At 38.6% G+C, this 17,803-nt stretch carries 19 protein-coding genes; 10 read left to right on the top strand and 9 right to left on the bottom strand.

The window, feature by feature from the left end; genetic code table 11:
• Window positions 1–5: 5 nt before the first annotated feature.
• Both VMUT_RS01085 and VMUT_RS01080 read right to left on the bottom strand, forming a co-directional pair.
• Window positions 6–413, bottom strand: a complete 408-nt coding sequence (locus VMUT_RS01085; protein ID WP_148224615.1) for a roadblock/LC7 domain-containing protein — start codon at window positions 411–413, stop codon at window positions 6–8.
• 99 nt (window positions 414–512) lie between these two features.
• Window positions 513–986: a metal-sulfur cluster assembly factor gene (locus VMUT_RS01080; protein ID WP_013603585.1), complete on the bottom strand. Its 474-nt coding sequence runs from the start codon at window positions 984–986 to the stop codon at window positions 513–515.
• Window positions 987–1,109: 123 nt separating this feature from the next.
• Between VMUT_RS01080 and VMUT_RS01075 the strand changes: the two genes are divergently transcribed.
• On the top strand, window positions 1,110–2,192 hold the full coding sequence (locus VMUT_RS01075) for an L-threonylcarbamoyladenylate synthase (RefSeq protein WP_048057104.1): 1,083 nt from the start codon (window positions 1,110–1,112) through the stop codon (window positions 2,190–2,192).
• A 130-nt stretch (window positions 2,193–2,322) separates the two neighbouring features.
• Window positions 2,323–3,252 carry a malate dehydrogenase gene (locus VMUT_RS01070; protein WP_013603583.1) on the top strand — a complete coding sequence of 310 codons (930 nt, stop codon included), beginning with the start codon at window positions 2,323–2,325 and terminating at the stop codon, window positions 3,250–3,252.
• Window positions 3,253–3,273: 21 nt separating this feature from the next.
• On the opposite strand, the gene VMUT_RS01065 is transcribed toward VMUT_RS01070, so the two are convergent.
• On the bottom strand, window positions 3,274–3,702 hold the full coding sequence (locus VMUT_RS01065) for a hypothetical protein (protein ID WP_013603582.1): 429 nt from the start codon (window positions 3,700–3,702) through the stop codon (window positions 3,274–3,276).
• A 36-nt stretch (window positions 3,703–3,738) separates the two neighbouring features.
• Window positions 3,739–3,984 (bottom strand): CpXC domain-containing protein, encoded by a 246-nt coding sequence (locus tag VMUT_RS01060; RefSeq protein ID WP_048056785.1) that lies wholly within the window; start codon window positions 3,982–3,984, stop codon window positions 3,739–3,741.
• 180 nt (window positions 3,985–4,164) lie between these two features.
• On the opposite strand from VMUT_RS01060, the gene VMUT_RS01055 reads away from it, so the two are divergent.
• A complete protein-coding gene (locus VMUT_RS01055) occupies window positions 4,165–4,863 on the top strand; it encodes a diphthine--ammonia ligase (protein ID WP_013603580.1) in 699 nt (232 codons plus the stop codon).
• Between the two features lie 23 nt (window positions 4,864–4,886).
• The gene (locus VMUT_RS01050) at window positions 4,887–6,170 is read left to right on the top strand and encodes an amidohydrolase (RefSeq protein ID WP_013603579.1); all 1,284 of its coding nucleotides are present in this window, start codon (window positions 4,887–4,889) and stop codon (window positions 6,168–6,170) included.
• 34 nt (window positions 6,171–6,204) lie between these two features.
• Here the strand turns inward: VMUT_RS01050 and VMUT_RS01045 are convergent, their stop codons facing one another.
• Window positions 6,205–7,155 carry an isoaspartyl peptidase/L-asparaginase gene (locus VMUT_RS01045; RefSeq protein ID WP_013603578.1) on the bottom strand — a complete coding sequence of 317 codons (951 nt, stop codon included), beginning with the start codon at window positions 7,153–7,155 and terminating at the stop codon, window positions 6,205–6,207.
• A 130-nt stretch (window positions 7,156–7,285) separates the two neighbouring features.
• Here VMUT_RS01045 and VMUT_RS01040 point away from each other — a divergent pair, with 130 nt between their 5' ends.
• The 4 genes from VMUT_RS01040 (at window position 7,286) to ilvC (ending at window position 12,230) form a co-directional block, all read left to right on the top strand.
• The gene (locus VMUT_RS01040; protein WP_013603577.1) at window positions 7,286–7,843 is read left to right on the top strand and encodes an RNA polymerase sigma factor; all 558 of its coding nucleotides are present in this window, start codon (window positions 7,286–7,288) and stop codon (window positions 7,841–7,843) included.
• 92 nt (window positions 7,844–7,935) lie between these two features.
• Window positions 7,936–10,239, top strand: a complete 2,304-nt coding sequence (locus VMUT_RS01035; RefSeq protein WP_013603576.1) for a DEAD/DEAH box helicase family protein — start codon at window positions 7,936–7,938, stop codon at window positions 10,237–10,239.
• Window positions 10,240–10,260: 21 nt separating this feature from the next.
• Window positions 10,261–11,178, top strand: coding sequence for a hydroxymethylbilane synthase (gene hemC, locus VMUT_RS01030; RefSeq protein WP_013603575.1), 918 nt, complete (start codon window positions 10,261–10,263; stop codon window positions 11,176–11,178).
• A gap of 59 nt (window positions 11,179–11,237) precedes the next feature.
• Complete coding sequence (gene ilvC, locus VMUT_RS01025) at window positions 11,238–12,230, top strand: ketol-acid reductoisomerase (RefSeq protein WP_013603574.1); 993 nt, start codon at window positions 11,238–11,240, stop codon at window positions 12,228–12,230.
• A 36-nt stretch (window positions 12,231–12,266) separates the two neighbouring features.
• Here ilvC and VMUT_RS01020 read toward each other — a convergent pair whose 3' ends face one another.
• On the bottom strand, window positions 12,267–12,998 hold the full coding sequence (locus VMUT_RS01020) for a diacylglycerol/polyprenol kinase family protein (protein WP_148224614.1): 732 nt from the start codon (window positions 12,996–12,998) through the stop codon (window positions 12,267–12,269).
• On the bottom strand, window positions 12,952–13,416 hold the full coding sequence (locus VMUT_RS01015) for a DUF371 domain-containing protein (RefSeq protein WP_013603572.1): 465 nt from the start codon (window positions 13,414–13,416) through the stop codon (window positions 12,952–12,954). The genes VMUT_RS01020 and VMUT_RS01015 overlap by 47 nt, the downstream gene beginning before the upstream one ends.
• 52 nt (window positions 13,417–13,468) lie before the next feature.
• Here VMUT_RS01015 and VMUT_RS01010 point away from each other — a divergent pair, with 52 nt between their 5' ends.
• Window positions 13,469–14,593 carry a tyrosine--tRNA ligase gene (locus VMUT_RS01010; RefSeq protein WP_013603571.1) on the top strand — a complete coding sequence of 375 codons (1,125 nt, stop codon included), beginning with the start codon at window positions 13,469–13,471 and terminating at the stop codon, window positions 14,591–14,593.
• A 2-nt stretch (window positions 14,594–14,595) separates the two neighbouring features.
• Here the strand turns inward: VMUT_RS01010 and VMUT_RS01005 are convergent, their stop codons facing one another.
• Window positions 14,596–15,774 (bottom strand): NAD(P)/FAD-dependent oxidoreductase, encoded by a 1,179-nt coding sequence (locus VMUT_RS01005; protein ID WP_013603570.1) that lies wholly within the window; start codon window positions 15,772–15,774, stop codon window positions 14,596–14,598.
• Between the two features lie 59 nt (window positions 15,775–15,833).
• Here VMUT_RS01005 and VMUT_RS01000 point away from each other — a divergent pair, with 59 nt between their 5' ends.
• Window positions 15,834–17,537, top strand: coding sequence for an HD domain-containing protein (locus VMUT_RS01000; RefSeq protein WP_013603569.1), 1,704 nt, complete (start codon window positions 15,834–15,836; stop codon window positions 17,535–17,537).
• On the opposite strand, the gene VMUT_RS00995 is transcribed toward VMUT_RS01000, so the two are convergent.
• Complete coding sequence (locus VMUT_RS00995) at window positions 17,490–17,768, bottom strand: hypothetical protein (RefSeq protein WP_048056784.1); 279 nt, start codon at window positions 17,766–17,768, stop codon at window positions 17,490–17,492. The two genes, VMUT_RS01000 and VMUT_RS00995, sit on opposite strands and share 48 nt — an antisense overlap.
• Window positions 17,769–17,803: the final 35 nt, after the last annotated feature.

Raw genomic sequence — 17,803 nt, 5'->3', positions numbered from 1 at the left:
AAAATCTATCTCCTTTCTAAGCCTAGATCCATTATTAAATCCCTTAATCCCTCCTCTAACTCGTACATTACGAAATTAATATCCAGTGATCTATCAACAATCATTATCAGCGATAATTTACCGATGGATTTCACGATCAATAGATCCTGACCTATGGATATAACGAGCTCGGATAGATTTGCTTCATTCAATGCCTTTTTTAGGTTAAGTTCAAGGTTCTTAATTGATGATACTATTAGGGCGCCTAACCATTTAGGATTAACATTAATATTGCCCTTCATTCCTGAGGCTATGGTAAATCCATCCATTGTAACTAAAGCAACAAATTTTATCAAATCACTTGACTCTAGAATCTCACTTAGTTTTTGTTGTACTCGTTCATTTAATGTTCTTCTCGATGGAATGCTATCCATTGATGATAACACATTTTCTATTCTAAATACACCTTTTAAATCTTTTATTCAGAATATAAAATGCAGTTATTTAGAAATAGATAATGAAAACAAGGACAATTATGCGTTTTCACTATTCTCCTGATTGTTCGTTTGAGTGCTTTGTTCATTTTGCGACTTTAGCCATTGTTCAACAATATCATATCCATAAATTGCCTTAAACATCTCACGTCCTAACCTCGTCATTTTTAATGGCGTCCATGGTGGGTCAAATACTACATCAATTTCTATATCCTTTGCATCAGGTATTGCCTGTTGAATAGCCGCACCGACTTGATAACCTAAGTTCTCTGACAATGGACAGCCTACGGCTGTCAGAGTCATTTTTACATGAACAACTTTATCATTATCCAACATTACCTCGTAAATAAGTCCCAGATCGTACACGTCTATCGGTATTTCAGGGTCGTAAACATTACGTAGTATCTCTATTAATTCCTTGGTCTTATCACTGGGCAAGTTTGTTTTGAATATTGGTTCTTCATCATTCTCATTATTCGTACTATTTGTTATTTCTTCATTAGACACTGCCATTATTAACCACCAACAGTGTCACGGAAACATGCTTATAAACCTATCTAGCTTATTGATAATAGTTATCCGTGTATAGCGATGACACGTAGATGGATTTATAAGCACCAGGTATTGATAAACGTGATGCTTAAGGTGCGTAAGGTAGACCCTTTAAATCCTGATAACTCCATAATCAAGGAGGCAAGTAATTACATAAGGAATGGGTACTTAGTGGCATTCCCCACGGAAACCGTTTATGGGCTTGGCGCAGATACATTTAATGGCGAGGCATGCCTAAAGATCTTTAGAGCTAAGGGTAGACCACCAGATAACCCACTTATAGTACATATATCGGATATAAATGAGCTCGATAAGGTCGCCATTGACATACCCGAAATCATATTTCCAGTAATTAGGAAAGCATGGCCAGGACCTCTCACCTTAATCTTACCCAAGTCGCCTGACATACCTAAGGAGGTCACTGGTGGTCGTAATACGGTGGCTGTGAGGTCGCCTGCACACCCCGTGGCACTTGCATTAATTAAGTCGTCTGGAACGCCCATAGCTGCACCAAGCGCTAATAAGTCAGGTAGACCAAGCCCTACATTGGCTGAACATATAATTGAGGATTACGCCAATGACGATATTGAGATGATTCTACTTGATGCAGGGCCTACGTTTTTCGGTGTTGAGTCAACAATAATTGATGTAACGAGGAATCCCCCCGTGCTTTTAAGGCCTGGTCCCTTTACTATTGAGGAATTAAAATCATTATTTAACGTCGACATAGTAGTGCCGGAATTCGCAAGAGGTTTAGGCGAAGCTGATACAGCTCTAGCTCCAGGTATGAGGTATAGGCATTATGCGCCACACACACGGTTGATCATCGTGGAATGCAATGATCATGATTCATTAATTAAGTTATTGCATGATACCTTAATTGATTATTTAAATAAGAAATTGAAAGTGGCATTACTAATTACGAAAGAAACTGCTAATCAATTAATGAAATATCCTGAAATTAATGAATTACCAATAATAATCCTAGGTTATAGAGAAAATACATACACAATAGCAGCATCGCTCTTTGACTCCTTAAGGAATCTTGATAAGATAAATGTGGATATAGGCATCGCAGAGGGCATTGAGGAGAGGGGTATTGGACTAGCCATAATGAATAGGTTAAGGAAGGCCTCTGGATTTTCCATAGTTAAATGTAAAGTATAAGCAATGAGTGACTAAATATTATTTTTCATAAATAAACAACGTCAATTCAATAATGCATATTGTTAATGATACATTGTGAGTGGATTAAAGTTAAAAACTCGTCATTAATATCAGGTAATGGGTGAACTAGGTGATCACGATAATAGGTAGTGGGCGTGTCGGCGCAACCACGGCCGCCTTCCTAATGTTCTTCGAGTTAGACAATGAAATCACGCTAATAGATGTAATAAAGAATCTGCCCCAAGGTGAAGCTGTTGACCTAAACCATGCCGCTGCCATACTCGGTAAGTCCGTTAGGTATAAGGGCAGTAATGACTATAAGGATATGGAGGGTAGTGACATAGTAATAGTTACTGCAGGACTTGCTAGAAAACCTGGAATGACTAGGGAAGAATTGGCGGCTAAGAATGCCGAGATCGTGGCATCAGTGGCTGATCAAATTAAGAAATATGCTCCAAACTCAATAGTAATAATAACCACAAACCCACTTGACGCAATGGTCTATGTTCTTTATAAGAAGTTAGGCTTTCCAAGGAATAGGGTCATTGGTTTCAGCGGCGTCTTAGACTCAAATAGAATGGCCTATTACGCATCTTTACTTATTGGCATAGCGCCTGAATCAATAATACCCGTCGTCCTTGGCCAACATGGTGAGAATATGTATCCAGTACCCGAGGCATCCTTCGTGTATGGTAAACCACTTACTGAGTTCATAACCAAGGATCAATACGACGACATTGTTAAGAAGACAATACAAGCTGGTGCAGAGATAACAAATCTGAGAGGCTTCAGTAGTAACTGGGGTCCAGCTGCCGGTCTATCATTAATGGTTGATTCAATTAAGAAAGATAGAAAGAGAATATTCGAAGCCTCTGTATACCTTGATGGCGAGTATGGTGTGAGAGACGTTTTTGCGGAGGTGCCTGTCGTACTTGGTAAGAATGGCGTTGAGAAAATAATTGAATTGAAACTTAATGACGAGCAAAGAAAGAAGTTCCTAGCCAGTATCGACGCGATAAAGAAGAACCTAACTCAAGTACCTCCGCAGTACCTATCGTGAAGTAACATGGCTTTATAAAAATCAGGTTAAACTTCTCATGTACCTTCGAATATTTTCTTGTAATTCATTAATAATCCTTGACATGAGCTCTTCATGATGTAACATGTACTTAGTAAGGGCTTTTACGGCAATTGTAAAATCGTTGATGTAATTACTTATGAACTCAGGGTCATTAACTAAGGTAATTCCATCTTGAATGTTTTTTATGAGTTCATTAAGTAAGGATGCAACATTACCATTCACACACTCCTTTAATCTTAACGTGTTATTTAATATTCTATCCTCCTTATCTAGGTGATCTCTTACTGCGTTTAATAACTGGTCGTAAACACCCTCAGTACTTCTGGACTTACTTATTAATAGGAATATCATGTAATGCTCAATAACTGCTACGGAGTAAAAAGTCATTACAGCATTCATCAAATCCTCAATGCATTCTGTATTACTCATTATGAAACGCCGTTAAATTGACACAAAATTTAAACATCACTTTTTAGCGCCTTTCTTAGCCTCGCCAATAACCTCGCCATACATACTTATTGAAAACTGCTTACCGCATTTTGGGCAGGTAACTGAAATGCCCATGTTATACCAAGACTCGCCCATCTCAATCTCAAAGGTATGACCGCAGTATGGACACTTAGCCCTGATCCTTAGCAATCTCTCAGGTACACCACCTGAATACTCCCAATCTTCAGGAAATTGCCACTCCTCTCCACCCTCGCTACTCATCAGGTTGGGCACTACTTAGTAAATTAAAAACATTACTATTTACGAGTTGCGGATTTTTATCCTTACAATAATCTTTCCTAATTTATTCATGCTTTTGCCAAATTCACTGGTTCTTAATATTTAAACACGGTTCTGATACTAATTAGTATTTTAAATTATGAGTTTAGGGTTTTATTGGTAATGAGGGTTTGTTCATTATTTTCAGGTGGTAAGGACTCAACATACGCCCTACACTGGGCTGTACTCAAGGGCTTTAGCGTCACTTGCCTACTTACATTAAGGCCTCGTCGTGCTGATTCCTGGATGTTTCATTACCCAAATATTGAATGGACGAGTTATCAAGCTAAGGCATTAGGCGTTTTCCAGGTTATTTATGAGACCAGTGGTGTTAAGGATCTTGAGCTTGAGGATTTAAGGAAAGCTTTTAATGAGGTTAAGAAGAAGTTTGGAATTAGTGGTATAGTGACTGGCGCTTTACTCTCTGATTATCAAAGGATGATGATAAACATCATTGCCCATGAATTAGGTTTAAGGGTTTATTCACCATTGTGGAGGAAGAACCAAGTTAACTATTTAAGGGATCTATACAGGCATGGTTTTAAGTTTGTATTAACATCAATAAGCACGATGGGTATAAATCCTAAATTGTTAGGCAAGGTATTAACACCTAGTGATATTGAGGAATTGATAAGCGCCGCATTAAAGTTTGGTTTCAACCCGGCATTGGAGGGTGGTGAGGGGGAGACATTTGTTGTTGATGCGCCATTATTTAGAGAGAGGATCGTCATTGATGATGGTGAGGTTAATAGGTTAGATCAGTACTCATGGGTTTATATAATTAAGTCTATACACCTAGAGCCAAAGGTTTTAGTTGAGTGATAGTGTGCGTTAAATGACTTGGCATGGGGTATTTACTTAAAAATTGTGACTTTGTATTAACGTGGATTAATGACGAATTAAGGATACTTAGGGATGTGGATATAGCCATTGATAATGGGTTAATAATAAGTGTTGGTAAAGCCATTGAGGGTCATCTCGAGGAAATTAATTGTTCAAATCATGTGGTGATACCTGGGCTTGTTAATGCACATACTCACACACCAATGTCCTTATTGAGGGGTTTTTATGATGACGCGGAATTAATGACATGGCTTAATAAGATGTGGATCGTGGAGAATGAATTAACTAGAGATATCGTGTCCCTCAGCAGTGAGTTATCTATAATCGAAATGATTATGAGTGGCACAACAGCATTCATAGACATGTATCATTATCCAGACGTGGTTGCGGACATCGCCTCAAGGTATGGATTAAGGGCAGCTTTAGGTCCTACATTCATTGACATACTTAAGAGTCCTACGCTTGTTGAGAATGAGTTGAGGAATTTCATGAGTAGGTATGGGAATTCATCATTGGTGAGACCGATAATTAACGTACATAGTATCTACACCGTGGGTAAGGACACATTATTGAGAATTAGGGATTTGAGTCATGAACTTGATCTACCAATACAGATACACGTGTCTGAAACTAGGGATGAGGTTTATGAAGCAAAGAGAAAGTACGGTGTATTTCCCGTGGAATACCTCAATTCACTAGGTCTCATCTCCAGTAAATCTCAACTTATTCATTTGGGTTGGGTTACTAGTTGGGAGTTGAGTATCATAGCCAAGGCCAATGCCCGTGTGACTCATGCACCAACATCAAACATGAAATTAGCTACTGCGGGTCATTTCCCAATGAGAGAGTTAATGGAAATGGGTGTTATAGTCACGTTAGGCACTGATGGACCTGCCAGCAATAATTCTCTTGATATGTTTAGAGAAATGAAGATGGCAGTACTGCTTCAGAGGCATTCTTATTGGGATGTCAGTATTAAGGCCATGCATGCATTTAGGGCGGCTACTGTGAATGGCTACAGGTTGTTAGGTCCTAGAGGTGGTTGTTTAGGTAATGGTTGCGTGGCAGATTTGGTATTACTTGATCTAGGTAGCCCAAGGCTTCAGCCAATTAGAGATGATAATATCCTATCGAATATTGTTTATTCAGCGGATGGTTCAGACGTGGATATTGTGATTGTTAACGGTAGAATAATATACGATAAATCCAGGGATTACCAAGTATTGAGAGAACGAGCAAGAAGAATTGGGGAAAGACTTAATGATTTTACCAGGAAGTTTCTATGATTAGTAATCTAGGAAGCAAGTAAGTTCATGGTATTCATGGAAATGGGTCATTTGGATAATGAGCAACAGTTACCTTGTTCATGCCTTCTCTACCCCATGCCCTGCCCATGACTTCGGTATTAAATGCCGATGCTACGTTACCAGAACTATCTATCGCTATTAACCCTATATTATCTGAACCAAATAACTTGGTAACATAATCAACAACCTGCCTAACAGCATCACCAATACTAACACCACTTTTAATAAGTGTTGATACTCTAAATGAAGCCATTGCCCTAATAATGAATTCACCAATACCTGTAACGGATACGGCACATACGCCATTCTCAGCCCAATAACCAGCACCGGGAAGCGGCGAGTCACCCACCCTGCCAGGCCACTTAAGTATTGTTCCTCCTGTAGAGGTTGCTGCGGCCAGGTTACCATCCCTATCAAGCGCGACTGCACCTACCGTACCCAATAAGCCCAATTTCCTGGCGAGTTCCACGTTTTTCTCATAACGTGAACGTAAATTCTTAATTAAGGAGTTATACCTATTTATCTTAAATTCATTAATTAATTCCGTTGATGGAACCCAAAGATTAAATTGCTTAGCCAGTTCTTCGGCGCCATCCCCCATAATTAATACGTGATCCGTTCTTTCCATAACAAGCCTGGCGAGTCTTATTGTATTTATTACGTGCTTAACAGAAGCCACAGCCCCAACACTTAGATCCTTACCCCACATAACGCCTGCGTCTTGTTCAACCTCGCCGTATAAGTTCAATACGGACCCCTTGCCGGCGTCGTAGGAACCGTCAAACTCCATAACAGTAACAGCCTCAACAACCATGTCCAGGGCATTACCCCTCTTAACTGCCTCTAAACCGGCACTTACGGCATTTACTAAGCCATTTAAGTATCTTCGTCTATGTTCCTCATTAACAAAATAACCAGCACTACCTGCGCCTCCATGTACTGCTATCGTAGCCTTAAAATTCATCGAGATTGTGCAGTAATAAGTGTTTATATTATTTACCGTTAATTGACGTATATTAATGAGTAATACATGAATAATTTATTAATTTAGGTACATAAACTGATTTTTATTGTGATCGATAAATTAATTATGTATGTCGAGTAAATTAACGAAGACTGAGGAGTTTGCCGCCAAGCTTTATTTTAATGAGGGGCTGAAGCCTAAGGAAATAGCGCAGAAGCTCGGTATATCTGTGAACACCGTGTATAAGGCGATCTCTAAGTATAGGGCATTTGCCAAGAGCTTAGATCAAGCATCTGCGCAATTGAATGATGACAAACAAATTAATACCCAAGTGGACAATAATGCATATGCATTGAATAATTACAGTAGTGTTTTCAATGTAAGTCTTTCAATCATTACTGGTTCGCCCATTCAGCCACTTAAAAATGATTATTCGTATGAAAGCGCCTATCAGGGTGAATTAATAAAGGAGTTGAAGTCTCTTAGAGAATTGATAGGTAAATTAATTGAGAAGGTTGAGGAATTAGAGAAGAGAGGCGTAAATAATTGCTCCTCTAATTCTGTAAGGGATCAGGGCTCCATCACTAATAATGCCAATAATGGGCAATTAAATACCGATTCACTGCCTGAATTTATACGTGATAATCCGTGGATCGACGTTATTAAGTCAATACATAATACTTCATAGTTTCTACCAGTTTCTACTGGTTTCACATTTGTTTTTCTCTTTCAATTATTAAGAAACAAACGGTTTATAAGTTATTTCGCAGTTTTCACTATGTGAAACAGAATGTATTAAAGAACACGGTTTACTCATTAATGGATATAAGCACAGTGTTGGTTCTCTACTTGGTCTTTCCAATAATGCCACTCTACGTATTCCTGGTACTATTAGCTATGGTAACCGCATCATCGATACTTAAAAGATATGGACTGGCGACTGCCATAATAATAACATACGTAATAATAACATTCATAACCACCCTAGGGCATGCATCATTATTAATAATGCCATTCCTCCTACTCACTTACCTAATAACTGAGGCTGGTATTATTAACGATATAGCCATAATATCATGGGCCTTACTTTTTACACCACTTTACTGGTTATCAATACCACTGTCAATAATACCATCAACTAAGGGATATAGCATTAGGTCGGTGGTTGTTTTTTCATTACTATCGTTATTATACGCGATTGCCGCAGCATATCAAGGTATTATGTGGATTCCAATAACAGTAATGCATACGGCGAATCTAAGTATCACGTATGGAATAAGGTCCCTTCTCTTCGGTAATTCAGGTAACCCGTTTATGATGTATAATGAACTAAATAATTTATCACTTTATTTAGCCTTCATAATAATTATTGCAACACCATCATTAGTAAGTAGGTATTTATCAAGGCTAGTCATGTTACAACCATTAAATAACAATGTAGCTCAGGTAATCATGAATATATCACCACAATTAATAACCACATCCCTACTTTATGCGCCCTTAGTCAGCAATGCATGGAATTACGAAGTGACCCCCCTATTTATTGTTGGGTCATTAATTATTGGGTCTCTTATGTATATACTTGATATTTTACAATCCAACGCTAAAATAAGGACTCCATTACTACACGTAAGAAGGAAAATATCGTCTGTGATACCAATAACGGATCCATTAATGATTACTGAGTATAGTTATTGGGCTAAGAAATTGCCTAAGGATGATGTGGATTTCGTAAATACAGTAATAAACACATTATCTAAAACTGGAATTACTGCATTAAGCGCATCCCTGTCTCAAGACAAAATGGAGATTATTAGTAAGGTATTATTCGGATTAACCAGGACTAAGGGCTTCATAATTAAGGGCGATGTTGATGAACTACCTGATGACGTTAACTGGTTCATTAGGACACATGAAAAATCATTACTCATAATAATCCCAAATGAAATAAATAAGAATTTAATATCTAAGCTAATTGATTATAATAAACGTACTAAGTTACATACATTAATAATAAATAATAATTATAGTGCCCTTAATAGATTGAGAAAATATGGTATTGAGATCGTGAACTACACTACGGCTCAAGGGAATGAAACAGAGCATGTACAAACAAAGTATATTAATGAGGAGCAGAATAAACAAGACAAGGCCGTTGAGAGTAACATAAGCATCACTTCTATTAATAATAATGTAAGTAAGGAAGTGGCTCCTCAGGTAAATACCAATGTTACAATAAGTACTGTAAATACTAATAACGTGACTAAGGCAATTAGTGAGGATAATGTAAAGGAGAGCATTGAATCTGCAATTAGCTCGCCGAAGGAGAGTACTACTAGTGAGGAAAGGCCCTTAGAACTACCTAAACCGCAAGTGACTGAATCGAAATCTGAGACCACGAGAGAAAGGCCTAAGGCAAAGAGTAAGAATGTAAGTAGTAATATGGTGATTACGTTGGATCCCGTGGATTTAATAGATATGAATACTAGGTCTAAGTTAATTGATTATATTGACTCGTCTGTTAGATTAAGGGATATGATGGATAATCTTGGGCTTAAGTACATAGTATCAATATTAGTGATAGGTCCATCTAGATCGGGGAAGACAGCGTTAATAAATCACGTGGCTAAGCACCTTAATATACCAATCATTGATTATAAGGATCCCAGTATCTCCATTGTTGATAACGCAATAATTCATGTGCCTAATCTTGAGAAAGTAATTAATGAGGATATGAATCATATACTTAAGTTACTAAATATAGCCAAGTCTAAGCATTTAGTTATTGTGTTTGAGAGTATTAATCCATGGTCCATAGATATTGACTTCATTAGGAAGAACATTGACGTAGTAATACCTATACTACCTGTTTATGAGGATTACGCTGATGAGATTGTTCAAAGTAAGCTTAAGGTCGGTGGTAAAGATCAGGAAATAATTAAGGGTATCATCAAGTCATGCCCAGCCGTAGAAGCCATTGACAAGATAAGGCTTTACTTATCCTCTAGGGATGGTACGAGTATAATATGTGAAGACACGTTTAAGAAGTACCAAGACTTCGCGCAGTCATTAGCATTTAAATAATGTATTATTTATCACTATGTAATGAAAATTAGGATAGCGACAAGAGGAAGTAGGTTATCATTGATTCAGTCAGATATTGTTATGAGGATGTTGAGGAGAGTTGAACCCAATATTCAATTTGAGGTAATAATAATAAGAACCACCGGAGATTTGGTTCAGGATAAGCCATTATATGCAATCGGTACCAAAGGGATTTTTGAGAAGGAGGTTAACCTGGCATTACTAAAGGATGAGGCAGATATAGCTGTGCATAGCCTTAAGGATTTACCAAGCGAGATTAGTCCAGGCCTTGTAATAGCTGGGTTTTCACCTAGGGATCCACCATTTGATGTCTTAGTCGTTAGGAATGATTACCCAAGTGACTTAATGGCACTACCCAGCGGTGCTAAGGTAGGTACGTCAAGCGTTAGGCGTAGGGCATTCCTCCTCAGTGTTAGGAAGGATATTTCAATAAATGTAATTAGGGGTAATGTTGATACACGTATTAATAAATTGATTCGAGGTGATTACGATGCCGTGGTAATCGCCGAGGCTGGACTAGTAAGACTAATCAATGACATGAAGTCTCTCCATATAAGGTATGCACGCATACCCCTTGATTTATTACCACCAGCACCAGGGCAGGGAATAATAGCTGTTGTCACGCGTGAAAAGGACACTAATTTAATTGATCTCCTTAGGAAGGCAAGTGATCCTAAGGCAATGGTTGAGGCATTGGCCGAGAGGGCATTTCTAAGGACTGTTGGCGGTGGTTGTCACGTACCAGTTGGTGGTATCGCTATATATGATGGAAATTACATGGAATTCATTGCGGGTATTGCCGATATAAATGGTAATAGAAAGGTCATTGTAAAAATAAGAGACTCATCCATAGACCCTGAAAGACTTGGAATTAATGCTGCGCATGAATTACTGAGGCAATGGAACGAAAGAACCTAAAAACCAGATCTAACGCTTTATTATGAATATTTATATTTAAGGCCATTACTTGCTTAATTATGGCGAGGCTTTATTTCGATGGAAATGCCGAATTAATAAGAGATAGGACAATAGCAATGATAGGGTTTGGAAATCAAGGAAGCGCACAAGCGCTTAATCTCAGGGATGGTGGCTTTAAAGTTGTAATTGGTAATATAGAGGATGAGTACGCAGGTAGGGCTAGGGATCAGGGCTTCACGGTATACTCAATCCCTGAAGTGGTTAAACATGGCGATATCATAGTTATGGCAATACCTGATGAAGTGCAGCCAGAGGTTTGGGTAAGGGATATAGCACCTAACTTATTGCCAGGCAAGATCGTGATCTTCCTCAGTGGTTATAATGTGTATTACGGCTTCATAAAACCACCTAAGGATGTTGACGTGGTGATGGTCGCCCCACGAATGATTGGTGAGGGTGTCAGGGATAACTTCGTGAATGGTAAGGGCTTTCCCGTACTAATCGGTGTTGCGAATGACCATAGCGGTAAAGCATGGGATTACACATTAGCTTACTCAAAGGCTATTGGAGCCATCGGGAGACCAGGCGGTGTTGCTGTTGAGTCTAGTTGTGAGGAGGAGACTGTAACGGACCTATTCAGTGAGCATACGTGGGCTGGAGCATTCCTCTTTCTACTTGCTGAGGGTTATAATGTACTTATTGAGAATGGAGTATCACCCGAAGCAGCAATGCTAGAACTCTGGGCCTCTGGTGAGTTAATTGCCATAACCAAGGCGATTGCCGAGAAGGGATTATTCGCGCAGCTTAAGGGTCATTCTACGACGAGTCAATACGGTCATTTAACCTGGGGTCCTCGATACGTAACTGATGATGTTAAGAGGTTAATGAGGGATGCAATTAGGCAGATTAAGGATGGTACATTCGCCAGGGAATGGGCACTTGAGAAGATGCTTGGTTATCCAGTATTTAATAGGCTTTGGGATGAGGTCATGAAAAGTAGGGTTTGGCAGGATGAGGATAAACTATACAGGGTCTTGGAAAGGCGTAAGTAAGTCCTTTGTTTACAAGTTGTGTTGTTAAAACATTAATTACGCAATTATAGGTAGTTTAAGGACCATGGCTATTAAGGAGGTGGTCACAGGTATGGCTAGGTTATCCTCCATGCCATATGCCTCAGATAATGCGGCCACTACTGTTATTGTTAGGGAACCAATTAATTGGTTTGTGAGTAGAAATAAGACTGTAACTAACGATGCCATGCCGACAAGAGTTCCTTCCATTGTGGCGTTACTGAAGGGTAGCTTAACTCTTCCAAGGAGTACACCACCAAGTGCGCTCATCGTATCGTAAACTATTACCGATATTATTCCGTAAATAACATAGTTATTCGTCAATAGCAGGCTAATCAATACACCAATAGCCCCCATTAAGATTCCTAAGTACCCGCCTCTCCTCTCATAGTCCCTCTCAACACTCTCAAGTAATTCCTTAACTGTTTTCTCAAGCCTCATTAATCCATCATTCAGGGTATCTATCGGTATTGCTGAGCCTATTGGTGACTTAATGACCTGCTGCAATATTGATCTCCTGGCACTTGTTAGGGCATCTAGCAGGATTACGGTAATTATTGGTCTTTTAACCTGGATAACATATATTACGGAAACACCAAGGGCTATTAACGCGAAGTATAGGGTCATTGATATGCCGTAGACTCCTAAATTCACTATGAATGGTATTATTAGGAATACGGATAGCACAACATGGATTAACTTTCTAAGCGCCATTGCCTTTAGTTGTTCTATCCTGCTCAAGGTCAACACCTACAATATAAACTGTCAAGAGACTCTCCTTCTTTAACCTATCTATGAGTCTTCTATCGAGGTCAATAGCCGCCTTGTTCGCTTTAATCATTAGCGTTGCATCATCAATGTAATTACTCCTTCTAATAATTAGCTTGCTGCTATTGCTTAGGGTTAACTTTGATGAGCCTGTACCAATCACATAATCAAAATAATCATCAACAATGAATATCACTATTACAATTGATTCATCCTTCCTTATTATCTCCTTTAATTCAGGACTTATATTGGATAAACCCTTATCAGCTCTAATACCAATTATGCAATCGCCCCTAGGCGTTAAGTGATCATCCCTCGTAACCTCAATCGTTGTCCTATGCCTAGCCCTAACATTGACATGCCCCCAAGCCCTTATCCTATCAATAACTACCCTGACCACGTAAATTTTAAATCAATAAAGCTTAATTATCTTAATTTTAACGGTAATAATAATGGATGTTGAGGAGAAATTATCATTAATAACCAGGTATCCAACGGAGGAGGTACTCACGGTTGATGAGTTAAGGCAGTACTTGGAGACGGGGGCTAGGCTAAAGCATTACATAGGCTTTGAGATAAGTGGTTATATACACATCGGTACAGGTATTGTAAGCCTATCAAAGGTTGTTGATCTACAAAAGGCTGGTGTTGAGGTGTCAATATTGCTTGCAGACATACACTCATGGCTTAATAATAAGCTTGGTGGCGACCTTGAATTAATTAGGAGGGTTGCGAATAGATATTATGTTGAGACATTTAGAAAGGTGATAGAAGTGCTTGGTGGTGATCCTGACAATGTGAGGTTCTACATGGCGAGTGATCTTTATCATAATAATGATGATTATTGGTACTTAATACTCGACCTAGCTAGAATGACTAACATGGCTGACATTAGGCACAGTCTAACAATACTTGGTAGGAAAATGGGTGAATCAGTACCAATGTCATGGCTCGTATACCCACTGCTTCAAGTGGCTGATGTCTTTGTCATTGGCTCGCACATCGCGCATGGCGGTATCGACCAGAGGAAGGCTTACGTACTTGCAAGGGAGGTTGCCCTAAAGGTTAGGTTTTACCCATTAATGCTCAATAATGAGAAGGTAAAGCCAATAGCCTTATTCCACAGCCTAATACCGGCGTTAAACATTACGGGTAAGGAGTCCAGGGAAGAGTTGAGCGAGATGAAGATGAGTAAGTCATTACCGGATACTGCCATATTCCTTCATGATAGTGTAGAGGCAGTTCGCCAGAAAATACTCAAGGCCTATTGCCCGCCTAGGGAGGTTCAAATGAATCCTGTGATTGAGTTGGCGCACTTATTCTCATTTAGAGAACGTAGAGATAAACCATTCATAATAAAGAGACCGCAACAATACGGTGGTGGACAACTAGAGTTTTGGTCCTTTAATGAATTAACTAAGGCATATACTGAGGGTAAGATACATCCGCTGGATTTGAAGAATGCTGTTGCTGATGAAGTTATTGAGCGCCTAGAGCCAATAATTAGGTGGTTCCAGGAGGGTCAGGGGGCTCACTTAATAGAAGAAATGGGCAATATAATGAAGATAACTAGGTAAAGCTATTCCATATTTTCCTTAATTAATTCGCTAATTGTACCAGGTTCTATTAGCGATAGTTCGTTCATAACAGTAAAAATCGCCCTAATGAATGACCAAGGTCTTTTTGAAGCAGCCCTTAATATTGCGTCAATATGATTATCGTAATCATAAACATCAACATTCACATTATTCATTAAGCGCATAGCATCATCTAGGCTATTGTTTATCATCATATGAAGGATACGTGATGCTGAACCTAATGCCTTTATTTTTCCCCTAATGTATTTTCTGAATAATGTATCGTATATTACCAATGCATCATTTATAGATAAGCCCTCCTTGATCACATTATGTATGCTTTCGGCCAGAATCTTTGCACTAAGCATTCCCATTATAATCCCACCACCTGTCATTGGTTTAACGAAACCCGCGGCATCACCTATTACCGCAGTATTGCCCGCAACTACATGATCAGGTGATCCACCAATTATTACTTTGCCTCCGAACGGCTTTAAATATTCAGCCTTTATTATTTTTAGCAATTCAGTAAATTTTGTCCACGTGTTGATATCATCAGCTAACCCAACCCTGAATTCATGAAAATCCCTCGGTACTATCCAGGCAAAATAATGCTCACTTAGTTTTCTATCAAATATAACCACTATCTCATCATCACCCCTAGGCATTAACTCGCTCGAAATAAATGATTTAGTATCCGTCTGTACGCCGTAAACATAGGTAGGCTTCCAAGGAATAATCTCCTTTGTTAATGCCATATTAGCGCCCTCGGCAATCACAGCTAAATTAAACGTCTCCTCTCTCGACCTGGTTCTAATAAAGTCATTACTCAACTCGGTAACTCTCTCGCCCAATATTAACGTTGCACTACCTAATCCATCGGCAAGGTAATGCTCAAGACCTGGTCTATCAAGCATTGCTATTGCTCTTCTTTTGAAATCAAAGGTTATGCTATTGCCACTTAGGTCTATTAACCTTATATAACGGTACGTATTCACGATCGGCGATGCAACGTTAAGTGCCTTCAATGAATCAAGATTAACAAGTCCAGTGCAGTGAGGTGGCACACCAAGCACTTTATCTTCCTCAACTATCCTTACATTCATTACCTTACTTAATTCACGGGCTAAGTAAAGCCCACTTGGTCCTGCTCCAATCACTATAATATCGCTTTTGCTCATTCTAAGTGTTCTATGGAGGAATTAACAATTTAATATATGTTTTAGTCTCTTCATATTAAATGGTGCTAAGCTTTACTAAGGTTATTGCTGATCCAGCACTTGGTTGGATTAGACTTACGAATGAGGAAGCGAGGTTTATTGATTCCTGTAAGTACGTGCAAAGGTTACGACATATACGTCAACTCGGCTTAACATACATGGTTTATCCCTCAGCTCGTCATAGTAGGTTTGAGCATTCCTTGGGTATGCTTCAAATAGTGACCTTAATGCTTGAGAGAATACTTAGATTAAATGACATTAAAGATCTATTGCTGAGTCTTGGGAGATCCATAGGTCTTGATACAGAAGATGAATTAATAATGCACATGAGAGTAGCGGCATTATTGCATGACCTAGGTCATTTGCCGTTTTCTCATGTATTTGAGGGAGTTTTCGGTCAGAGTATTGATCCATTAATAAGAAATTGCAGTAAGGACGTTAATGAGGAAATAATAGGTAGGGTCTTTAAGGGGTCTTTTAAGGAGCATGAGTTAATAACGTACTTCATACTTACAAATAATGATGAATTCAAAGGCGTGCTTAAAGAGACGTTGCCAGGTATTGATCTACGCATAATAAAGGCGCTGTTACATAGTGATATAATAGGTAAGATTATAGAATTGTCACCACAGCACGCAGACATTATTGACTATGAAGATAGGAAGTTCCTTGATTCACTTGGTGAGGAATTGAATTTCTTCAACCTTTTGAGGAACTTAATATCAGGAGATCTTGATGCTGATAGGGTGGAGTACGTACTTAGGGATTCCTACCTAACAGGGGCGAGTATTGGCTCTACGATCAGTATTGGTGATATTGAGAGGATTCTTGATAATATGAAGATTGTTAAAAACGATAAGAACTATGTGTTGGCATTTGATGAGAAGGCTAGGGCTAATTTAGAGGGTTTCGTAATTGCGCGTTTCAATATCTACAAGCTGGTTTATCTTCATCATAAAGTTGTTTTATTCAATACATTAGCAAAGAATCTATTAAGTGAGTTGTTAAGGCATTATGATGAGCTTAATGAGGACATTAAGGATTATCTGTGTCGTTTATACCGTTTCTCAATTGGGTATCTGAAGGGTTATGATATTATGTACATAATAGATGATTATTTACTATCTGTATTATTGAGAAATAGGCAGTATTTATTGGATAGGATCCATGGTATTTCTAAGTACTTAGATCCACTTATAACAAGGAGCACTGCGTATAAGGCATTATGGAAGAGGGATTTCGAGTTCCTAGATCTTATTAACAAACAAGGTATTGACCTAGCACTAATAAATGATTCATTCCCATACCTACTAAGTAAGGGTGAGATTAGGAGTGAAGTGTTGCGAACATTTTATGGAAGGTTAAGAGGAGAGCTTCGTGGCTCGTCAATTACCTGCTTAAGTAAATTAGCCGATGATGATCTAGAGTCATCAATAATAATAGGATTTAGGGTATTTGAGCCTGAGACAAGGCTCAATATAATTCATGGAAATACCCTAGCTAATATTAATGATTTATCTCCATTGGTAGTATCAGTGACAGATGCATGGAAGAGGTCACCGCATGTGTTTGTTTTTGTAGATATTGCAAAGTTAAGTAGTGCTTGTTGGGGTATTGACGTAAATAGTATGATGGATTACCTTAAGAGCTTGGTCATAAAGGCTATGTATAACGTGTTAAGAGACTTCGGTAGTGCTATTAGTAAGTATCTCAAGGATCTTTAAATAATGAATTCCTTCGTCACTTAATGCTACTTTACCTTCATTGATCTTTATGATATCAAACAAATAAATTACATCATTAGGATCAATGGAGTATCCCACACTATTTAAGTACTGAGTTATTTTAGAAATAAAGTTCGGGAATTCCTCAATGTTTATACCTCCTAATTTATGGAGCTCTTTCATAAGTATCAGCTTAAGAACTAATATTGGCATACCTTGCGAGTTCATCATCAAAATAACGATTAGCTTACTTATTAAGCTAATGA

The sequence above is a fragment of the Vulcanisaeta moutnovskia 768-28 genome (assembly GCF_000190315.1).
In the GTDB taxonomy this organism is placed as follows: Archaea; Thermoproteota; Thermoprotei; order Thermoproteales; family Thermocladiaceae; genus Vulcanisaeta; species Vulcanisaeta moutnovskia.
Note: the sequence above shows the minus strand (reverse complement) of the source record. Positions and strands in the feature narration are given on the sequence as shown.